Origin of the sequence: Anaerovibrio sp., assembly GCF_045637405.1 — a bacterium.
In the GTDB taxonomy this organism is placed as follows: Bacteria; Bacillota; Negativicutes; order Selenomonadales; family Selenomonadaceae; genus Anaerovibrio.
The window spans coordinates 1-8,192 of sequence record NZ_JAZTZI010000028.1; the positions used below are offsets into that span (position 1 = coordinate 1).

Genomic DNA, 8,192 nt, shown 5'->3' on the forward strand with positions numbered 1-8,192 from the left:
CCGTATTTATCCATATCGTACTGGATCTCCCCGGCAACAAACCAGGCTTCCTTTTCGGTGGAAAACTTATAGTTTTCCATGAGGAATTCTGTTTTAATCATTTGCTGATAATAATTGTAAATCTGGCTTAAAAACCGCTGGTCATATACGTTTCCATTAATATTAAGACTCATTTCTTTAAGGTTGATGCCTGCGCCATCATCAGTTTTAAACATTATATAATCCTCCTCATTATCTTGTGAATAATTCTAAGGATAATGTATCACGATAACCACAAGAAAAAATATCTTTTTTTATACACTTTAAAAGTGCAAGGATGCCCATTATGGGCATCCTATTTTAATGCTTATTTATTCTGATTTTGTTTTTGGTGCACCAGCCTAGCACATCTCACTGACGGCTAATCGCAAGGGTATACAAAGCAGCTACGCTGCCCTTGCGGACTGTGAGCTATGCTCTTTCCTGGCCATCAAAAACAAAAAATTCAGCAGGGGGTTACGACAATGACTTTATTTGATAATTACGGGGATATTGAGGAAAGACCAAAACTGAAAAGAATAAATACCTATCGTTTAAAAATGGTAAAAGAGGCCACTAATCTCTATTCTACAAATACCGTGCGCTGTCCGGCTGATGCAGCAGACATAATGACAAAATTTTATGAGGAGGCTGACAGGGAAATTCTTTCCGTAATTTTGTTAAATGTAAAAAATAAAGTTATTGGAATAAACGAAGTTAGTGTCGGCAGTCTAACTGCAAGTGTTATGCATCCAAGGGAAATTTTTAAATGTGCCATTCTTGGGAATGCAGCTGCCATAATGCTGGCTCATAACCATCCATCCGGGGATACATCTCCTTCAAGAGAAGATATAGAAATAACAAAGATAATAAAAGATGCCGGAAAATTAATGGACATTCCATTGATAGACCATATCATCATTGGAGATAACCAATATACATCATTAAAGGAACATGGCTATATTTAATTTTTGCACAAAAAATATACTCAAAACGACTGTTAAGCCATTCAAATCGTTGATAGACCTGAAGTTATGAACATTATAGAATAATATTAACAAACTAAATACAGGGAGGTATGTATTTATGAATAATACAATTTTCGGAAATAATCTTAAAGCTGCAAGAGAAAGTAAATATCGTGTACAAAAAGACTTTGCTGAAATATTAGGAATCCCAGCAACAACATATAGCCAATATGAAACTGGTAAACGGGAACCAGCATATAAAATGTTAGTAAAAATATCTGATGCCTTAGAAGTTAGTATAGATGAACTTTTAAGAGGGAAAAATATATCTACTACAACCAAAGCACCTACCCGGAAAGTTGTGCCACAAGAAATAAAAGATTATGTAAGAATTGAAATTGCAAAAGCCCTAAAAGCAAGTTATTGAAATTCTAATATAAATAAAAGTAAGACATGTTCAATGGAATAGGTCCCGGATGAGCTGCCAAAAGGTGGCTCATTTTTTATAAAACTTTTTGAGCTATTTTAGCTGTAGAATGGAAAAACTATTTTTATAACAAAATGCTATAATTGTTTTTGTGCATGAGGCAAACCAATTTATAAAAAAGTTGTCCAATTTGGACAACTTTTTATACTTTATGTAGAAAGGATTTTGAGTATGAAATTAAAAGATTATGTAAATTATTGGTATGAAACCTACAAGATGCCGAAGCATCAAGGTACAACCAGACATGCCTACCAGTGCTATATAAATTCTTATATAGTACATAATCCTATTGGAGAGATGGAGATAACGGAAATAACTTTAAAGGATCTTCAGGAATATCTCGCCAACCTCAAAATGTATGGGAAATCCGATGGAACGGCTTTATCTTCGTGGACGGTGATAAAGATGCGGCAGATTCTCATCAGCGTAATGGGCCTGGCCAAGAAAGAAAAGCTCATTGATTACAATTTCGCAGAAGACACTGAGCCTATTCCGATACCGTTTGGTCGGAAGGCTATTTTTATGCCTGAACACCAGAAAGCCTTTCTTGAGGCCACAAGACGGCACCGCTTTTTCCCGGCATATGTGCTTCTTTTTTATCTGGGCTGTAGAAGATCCGAAATACTTGGCCTAAGCTGGAGCAATATCAATTTCAAAAGAAACGAACTTGTTATATGCCAGGCACTGGTTATGGAGGGCCGTGAAGTCGTATTAAAGCCCAACACAAAAACAAGAGGCTCCATAAGGACCATCCCTTTTCCAAGGGAGATCCGTACCCTATTGATAGAATGGAGAAAGAAACAGAAAATGGAATCCAAAACGGTTCCCGGATGGGAGAATCCGGATAATTTAGTATTTACCAATAAGGACGGATCCAGACACAATCCGTCATATTTTTCTAGGAACTTTAAAGGCATGGTGAAAAAGCTCCCTTTCTGTGATAATTCTCTACACCTCCACTCTACCCGGCATACGTGGGCTACCAACATGATCCAGCTTGGAGCTGCCATAACGGATGTACAGGCAATAGGTGGCTGGTCACGGCCTGATACCTTATTAAATATCTATGCACAGACTGTTCAGAAGTCACAAAGAAGAGCTATAAATAAGCTCTATAAGGAGCTTTCCGAATAATAGTCAAATGATGTAAAGGTTTATTCAAAATGAAATCCATGATTAATTGAAAAATCTGTGTCTATTTTCTTGTATTTATCACGGTAGCAACAAGCATACCGAACGAAATCATAAGTATCAAGGATTCGTAAACTGACAAAAAATCAACTCCTTTAATCATTGTTAATATTTAAAAAGCAACCTCTACTTCGCAAGGTAAATCTTCTAGTCTTGAATTGGATTATAATAAAAAAATTCAAATATCAAGATTGCCTTATACATTCAAACAATCTGGCATTATTTACCTAGATGGTCAAATTTGGACAAGCAGGAGTAATGTTTTTTTAAATGGAATATGTATAATAAGTTATTACCAAAATGCTACTTCTTGTGATGCACACTCAAATTCTTCAAGTGCAATTGTAAGTAAAGGAGATACGTTATCTTCTAATGGATATGCAGGTAATATTACATTTGTCCCTTTTAAATAACTTATCTTGCTCTAATGTAATATCTCACAGTAACACTGGGAGGTTGAACTGTATTAGAACGACCATAAATTGGATTACTTCGTGAAAAATCCAAAATATCATAATGAATAATATAATAAGTTGGATGATCTGGGACACCACTAGATGAAGAAGCAGCAGCACAGTACAAGCCACCAAAATATGATAATGTACCACTATAATAATTCAAAAAATAACCAGCTCTGATATTTGGCAAACCGGCTTCAATAACTTGATTGCCAATATCGGATCCTTCCAGGAAGCGACTTCTTAGATCTGGAAGCACATTCGTCCCCAAAACAGCGTAGAGCTTTGGATATGCGATTGTAGAGAAGGAAGACCCATCACAGTATAGGTAACAGCCTTTCTCTTGTTCTGAGCTGAATACGTCTGTTAGACGAGGTACTATAGTTCCAACAGCCTCTCCACCGGAAGAATTAGCTTGCGAAGCAAGTTATTTAAACGGAATAAAATAATCTATATTACCTACCCAACGACCATAGCCAAAAAATGATATTTTATCCCCTTTACTAACTATGTGTGTACTTATATGTTTTGTTCCTGCACTATTATCACTATGATAACCATAAGATACTTTTATATCATTTATAGTCATGCCACAATTAGAATCAGATACAGAAGAAGTCCAAAATGTCCAATTGCAAATAACTATTCCGTTTTTTGGTGCTGTAAATGGTAAAGTGGGTGATTCTATTTTTTTATCCCAGTCTAAAGAAAATCCTTGGTTTCCTTGCGAAACTGATTACTTATTTCACTGGTATAAAATATGCAAAATCTAAATCATTAGCAAATAAAGTCCATGTAATCATATCACCTTCTGATACCCAAAAAGTAACATTATCTTGTTCACAATAGCCTGAATGGGCTGGATGAGTTTTACTTATAATTTGATTATTAATATAAACTTGTACATCAGATAAATCATAATGTGATGTATGTACCTCAATAATAACCATTCCACCATATTTAGGTGTAATAAATCCATTTGAGATGTATTGTCTTGCCTCCCAATTCAGCTTTGGAAAACATTTTGTTCCTTGCGAAGCAGACAGTATCTTTAAAAATAATATCCCTAGCACTTGCCAGGGATATATTATTTACCAAAATGTTTTAGAACGCTTTAGGATCTGCCTTCGCTAAAGTTTTTTGCAAATCAACGATAGGTTTATCATGTAGCAATTCTTTAATATGTGAACACTGTTCTATTGATAAGCCTCTGTGTTCATTGATATTAGTATATAAAGTTTTAATTCTTGACGTTGAATGGCCATCATGCAACATTTCAATTATTAATTTACGGTCAATCTCCTTCAGTGTCAAAAAGCCATCACCAAAAAGTGAACCAAGCTTATAATAATATTCTCCTAAAGATTTGACTTCATTGAGCTTTAACTTATCCTCACTATGTATAATAGGGTATAACACTTTTAAATCATCTATTGTTGTTACTTGATGAACATCTTTGCTGATTTCCGGGAAAAACTCTTGAATATATTCTTTAACAACAGAATATACATCAGCAAAAGGAGGTTTTTCGACTTTTCCAGGAACGGAAAATTTATTATAAGCATGTTGTATATCGTTTGCTCTAAATAGGAAATTACTGAAATCGCCTAAAAGTCTGTTATTACCATTTATTAGTTCTAAAATCTTGTCTTTCTCAAAAGAAACAACACTTGATAGATAATATAAATCTAAAAGATCTTTCACTCTTCGGAACACTTTTTTGGAAGAAGCTACAAATACTTTATCTGCAATTATTTGTTCAGGAACTACACCTGAAAATTTTATATTATTGATAGCATATATTTTTGTCATCGGTTGAGGGCGATTAACATCAATATCCATTGAAAAAAGTGTTTCATCAGTTGACTTATTCAATACATATAACCCAGCAGCTTTCTTTTCTGAATGTTCTCTAAAAGCTCTTGTGTAATACCCTAACCCCTTTTCATCAAAGACCTGATTTATAGATTGTACAATATCTTCAGTTTTGATAACATCGTCTGAAAACCAGTTTCCATCAATATCTTTAGTCCCTCGGATATTGTCATTATAGCCTAACTCTTGAAGAGCAGCCTTTAAAACCATGGAACCTTTAAAGCTAATTGGAATACCACTATCATATAATGCTTCCATAATCTGATACATTCTGTTTTCATTTTCAGTAAATATCATAACTAAATACCTCAATAACTGTAATAATTAATTGCTTCTTCAGCTAACTGATCAAATTGGGCCTGATATTCAGGTGGTATAAATAATCCATCAAAAGATTGATTATGAGTCTCGTAATAATAGCTTAAAGCCTCTGTTATACCTTGCATATCAAGGATATTTTCATTTGTCATTGCATCAATTAATGTCCGGTTAAAACAAGTATATGATAGTCCAAATTTATTTGTATGTATATTTTGAGGGGCTATAGCGGTTCCTATTCGCATTACGCCATTATAATCCGATACAGAAGCATCTCCATAAACCCATACTACCCACTGATCAATACGGCCTAAATAACTTCCCTCGCACATAAGAGCTTCATCTAGTGCAAATACTATATTTTCTCCCAAACAATCACGGACAGCCTGAAGCCAAGCCATTGTACTACTATACTGTTCGATTAAAGGCAACTCCTTTTTTGAAGGATCATAGCTTGGCACTGAAATAGCCATTCTATTGGCCAGATCCTTTTCTACATTCTGCTTCAATAACGCAGTTACATACTCTGGAGGTGTACGCACTCCATTTTCCCAATTTTGAATAGTTCTAACGGGGATATTGTAACGTGCGGAAAATTCATTTTGTGTTTCATTGAGCTGCATCCTAAGTTCCTTTACATCCATAATAATTTCACCTCCAAAATCATTATACACCCATTGGGTGAGTAAAGCAACACAAGTTAGTATTCCACCTACTTCGCAAGCTGAAGGTATGGAATTCCCAGATTGGAATAATGCAAAAACTGTTTGTTATGGTTTTGTTTCACAATTAGGCACTAATTATAAATACACTATTGAAGAAGACTGTTATGCAATCGTTGATTCATGGGGTGTGAATGGAGCTGGAACACAAATGTATATAAATTCCATTCCAATTTCTAACGGACGAGGCGGAGAAGGTGGAAGCTTTGACCATGATGCAAACTTTATTGCTTGTAAAAAAGGTGATGTGATTTGGTGTCAATATGAAATGGGAGCTACTTCAAACACGGGATATTCTATTAGAGTAATCCCTTTTAAGTAACACTAATTTCGCAAGGTGACGTTAAATATTTAATAGAATCCTATTCTGATGAAAATGGCAATTGGTATAGAGTTTATTCAGATGGATGGATTGAACAAGGAGGTCCGTTACCAAAGACAACATACTCAAATAGAGAAATTAAATTACTTAGAGAGATGGAAAACAATAATTACACTGTAACAATTACTCAAGGATTTGCGAATCAAGACAGTTCTGGTGGCTGGAGTGCTGGAGTAAGGAATAAATACCCCACTTTTTTTGAAGTGCAAGGAATGTATAACCTAAGTAATGGAAATTACTATATAAAAGGACAAGCTAAAAATAAATAATTTTATGTAATTGCTTTCGCAAGATGGGACAGGCGATTCAATGCCTGTTGGAACCATTTTGCCTTATGTTGGCGACCTGGCTAATATTCCTGATGGGTGGCATCTCTGTGATGGTACAGATGGCACACCAGACCTCACAGCTAGATTCCTAGAAGGAACTATTGCCACACCGGGAATATATAAAGAACCAGGACTGCCAGATGCCACAGGACAACTTCATGTATCTGATACAGGTCATGCATTTTGGAATCTTGATGGTAATGGCGTATTTACCCCATTAGCTAATGGATTGACGGGTAGAATGTTACACGATAATTATCATGCAGGAACATATCTTTTAAAGTTTGCTTTATCCAGCAGTAACATAATTTTTGGTTCTTCTAACACGGTACAGCCTAGAAGTTACACCGTGTTATATATCATTAAAATTGAATAACTTGCTTCGCAAGGTAACACGGCAAATAAATCAGTATCTGATGTGGCTGTGTCAGGAACGCAATTAAAGGTGACATACTCAGATAAAACATCTAAAAATCTGAATATGCCACCTGCTACATCATTAAAATTAGGAAGTTTTGTTATAGATAATCTCTACTATACTAATAACTGGGGTGGCTCTCCAGCTTTTATTTTATCTGGTCCATATGCTCCAGTTGGCAAATATGCTCTTGTTTATGGACGTTAAATAAGCATCTTTTTCGCAAGGTGGCTTTTCACTTGGCTTTCCAGATTGGGAACATCCAACAAAATTATCAGGTGGAATAGTTTATACCATGGAAAATAATGGTTGGATTCTGTGGTCAGATAATTCATCAACGATTAGAGGTTGTTATTTATATATCAATGGACAACGGATTTCGATTTTAGATACAGATGCTTCAAACACTTATGTATCTGATGATTCAGCGTTTATCCCTGTTAAAAAAGGGGATAAAGTATATTCTAGTAAAAATGTAATGTATTTCTATTTTTATCCATATAGATAATTACTTTCGCAAGGTGCTTCAGGGGATAGCCTCCCCATTGGAAGCATCTTGCCCTATGTTGGTAGCCTGGCTGATATTCCTAATGGATGGCATCTCTGTGACGGCACAGAAGGAACGCCCAATCTTCTTGATGGGCGTTTTTTAGAGGGAGATGTCAATATTGGAATATCCAGAGAGCCAGGGCTACCAAACATTACAGGTTATTTCATGGTATCAAGTTTTCATTCCACACCTCCAACAGCTTCAGGAGGAGCTTTTCAATGGGGGGGATATAATAGCAGAGGAGCAAATGCTGGTTTATCTGGGCCAGTATTAATATATGATTTTGATGCAGCCCGTTCTTCACTTATATATGGAGCATCAAATACAGTTCAGCCAGCTGCTTATACCGTGTATTACATTATGAAAATTAAGTAATATACGCTCTGCTTCGCAAGATGGCGGTAGCAGCTCAGTCATGCCAGATTGGAGTAATATCCAATCATTGTCAAATGGTTCTACGGTTCCAGATGATGGAT

At 35.6% G+C, this 8,192-nt stretch carries 13 protein-coding genes; 7 read left to right on the plus strand and 6 right to left on the minus strand.

Going from position 1 to position 8,192, the window contains the following annotated elements:
* On the minus strand, window positions 1–215 hold a 215-nt coding region (locus ACKI5G_RS02285), incomplete at its 3' end, for a hypothetical protein (protein ID WP_407397259.1).
* A gap of 288 nt (window positions 216–503) precedes the next feature.
* Between ACKI5G_RS02285 and ACKI5G_RS02290 the strand changes: the two genes are divergently transcribed.
* From ACKI5G_RS02290 to ACKI5G_RS02300, 3 genes are all read left to right on the plus strand, one after another.
* Window positions 504–986, plus strand: a complete 483-nt coding sequence (locus ACKI5G_RS02290) for a RadC family protein (protein ID WP_407397261.1) — start codon at window positions 504–506, stop codon at window positions 984–986.
* Between the two features lie 118 nt (window positions 987–1,104).
* Window positions 1,105–1,413 carry a helix-turn-helix domain-containing protein gene (locus tag ACKI5G_RS02295; protein ID WP_407397263.1) on the plus strand — a complete coding sequence of 103 codons (309 nt, stop codon included), beginning with the start codon at window positions 1,105–1,107 and terminating at the stop codon, window positions 1,411–1,413.
* A gap of 231 nt (window positions 1,414–1,644) precedes the next feature.
* The gene (locus tag ACKI5G_RS02300) at window positions 1,645–2,607 is read left to right on the plus strand and encodes a tyrosine-type recombinase/integrase (protein ID WP_407397265.1); all 963 of its coding nucleotides are present in this window, start codon (window positions 1,645–1,647) and stop codon (window positions 2,605–2,607) included.
* A 61-nt stretch (window positions 2,608–2,668) separates the two neighbouring features.
* Here ACKI5G_RS02300 and ACKI5G_RS02305 read toward each other — a convergent pair whose 3' ends face one another.
* The 5 genes from ACKI5G_RS02305 to ACKI5G_RS02325 all read right to left on the minus strand — a co-directional run bounded on the left by ACKI5G_RS02305 (window position 2,669) and on the right by ACKI5G_RS02325 (window position 5,959).
* Window positions 2,669–2,767 carry a putative holin-like toxin gene (locus ACKI5G_RS02305; RefSeq protein ID WP_407397267.1) on the minus strand — a complete coding sequence of 33 codons (99 nt, stop codon included), beginning with the start codon at window positions 2,765–2,767 and terminating at the stop codon, window positions 2,669–2,671.
* 311 nt (window positions 2,768–3,078) lie between these two features.
* Entirely contained in the window at window positions 3,079–3,504 is a 426-nt protein-coding gene (locus tag ACKI5G_RS02310; RefSeq protein WP_407397283.1) for a phage tail protein, read from the minus strand.
* Between the two features lie 358 nt (window positions 3,505–3,862).
* Window positions 3,863–4,072, minus strand: coding sequence for a hypothetical protein (locus tag ACKI5G_RS02315; RefSeq protein ID WP_407397269.1), 210 nt, complete (start codon window positions 4,070–4,072; stop codon window positions 3,863–3,865).
* A gap of 154 nt (window positions 4,073–4,226) precedes the next feature.
* Entirely contained in the window at window positions 4,227–5,294 is a 1,068-nt protein-coding gene (locus ACKI5G_RS02320) for a hypothetical protein (protein ID WP_407397271.1), read from the minus strand.
* Between the two features lie 11 nt (window positions 5,295–5,305).
* Window positions 5,306–5,959, minus strand: coding sequence for a helix-turn-helix domain-containing protein (locus ACKI5G_RS02325; protein WP_407397273.1), 654 nt, complete (start codon window positions 5,957–5,959; stop codon window positions 5,306–5,308).
* Window positions 5,960–6,047: 88 nt separating this feature from the next.
* Between ACKI5G_RS02325 and ACKI5G_RS02330 the strand changes: the two genes are divergently transcribed.
* The 4 genes from ACKI5G_RS02330 (at window position 6,048) to ACKI5G_RS02345 (ending at window position 8,091) form a co-directional block, all read left to right on the plus strand.
* Entirely contained in the window at window positions 6,048–6,359 is a 312-nt protein-coding gene (locus ACKI5G_RS02330; protein WP_407397275.1) for a hypothetical protein, read from the plus strand.
* Between the two features lie 369 nt (window positions 6,360–6,728).
* Window positions 6,729–7,124: a hypothetical protein gene (locus tag ACKI5G_RS02335; protein ID WP_407397277.1), complete on the plus strand. Its 396-nt coding sequence runs from the start codon at window positions 6,729–6,731 to the stop codon at window positions 7,122–7,124.
* A 337-nt stretch (window positions 7,125–7,461) separates the two neighbouring features.
* Complete coding sequence (locus ACKI5G_RS02340; protein ID WP_407397279.1) at window positions 7,462–7,674, plus strand: hypothetical protein; 213 nt, start codon at window positions 7,462–7,464, stop codon at window positions 7,672–7,674.
* A 48-nt stretch (window positions 7,675–7,722) separates the two neighbouring features.
* Entirely contained in the window at window positions 7,723–8,091 is a 369-nt protein-coding gene (locus ACKI5G_RS02345) for a hypothetical protein (RefSeq protein WP_407397281.1), read from the plus strand.
* The last annotated feature ends 101 nt before the right edge of the window (window positions 8,092–8,192 follow it).

What these genes read in the sequence shown, in the direction of transcription:
- ACKI5G_RS02315 (WP_407397269.1), bottom strand. Translation starts at nt 4,072, where the DNA reads ATGGTTATTATTGAGGTACATACATCACATTATGATTTATCTGATGTA.
- ACKI5G_RS02340 (WP_407397279.1), top strand. Translation starts at nt 7,462, where the DNA reads ATGGAAAATAATGGTTGGATTCTGTGGTCAGATAATTCATCAACGATT.
- ACKI5G_RS02295 (WP_407397263.1), top strand. Translation starts at nt 1,105, where the DNA reads ATGAATAATACAATTTTCGGAAATAATCTTAAAGCTGCAAGAGAAAGT.
- ACKI5G_RS02330 (WP_407397275.1), top strand. Translation starts at nt 6,048, where the DNA reads ATGGAATTCCCAGATTGGAATAATGCAAAAACTGTTTGTTATGGTTTT.
- ACKI5G_RS02320 (WP_407397271.1), bottom strand. Translation starts at nt 5,294, where the DNA reads ATGATATTTACTGAAAATGAAAACAGAATGTATCAGATTATGGAAGCA.
- ACKI5G_RS02290 (WP_407397261.1), top strand. Translation starts at nt 504, where the DNA reads ATGACTTTATTTGATAATTACGGGGATATTGAGGAAAGACCAAAACTG.
- ACKI5G_RS02300 (WP_407397265.1), top strand. Translation starts at nt 1,645, where the DNA reads ATGAAATTAAAAGATTATGTAAATTATTGGTATGAAACCTACAAGATG.
- ACKI5G_RS02325 (WP_407397273.1), bottom strand. Translation starts at nt 5,959, where the DNA reads ATGGATGTAAAGGAACTTAGGATGCAGCTCAATGAAACACAAAATGAA.
- ACKI5G_RS02335 (WP_407397277.1), top strand. Translation starts at nt 6,729, where the DNA reads ATGCCTGTTGGAACCATTTTGCCTTATGTTGGCGACCTGGCTAATATT.
- ACKI5G_RS02305 (WP_407397267.1), bottom strand. Translation starts at nt 2,767, where the DNA reads ATGATTAAAGGAGTTGATTTTTTGTCAGTTTACGAATCCTTGATACTT.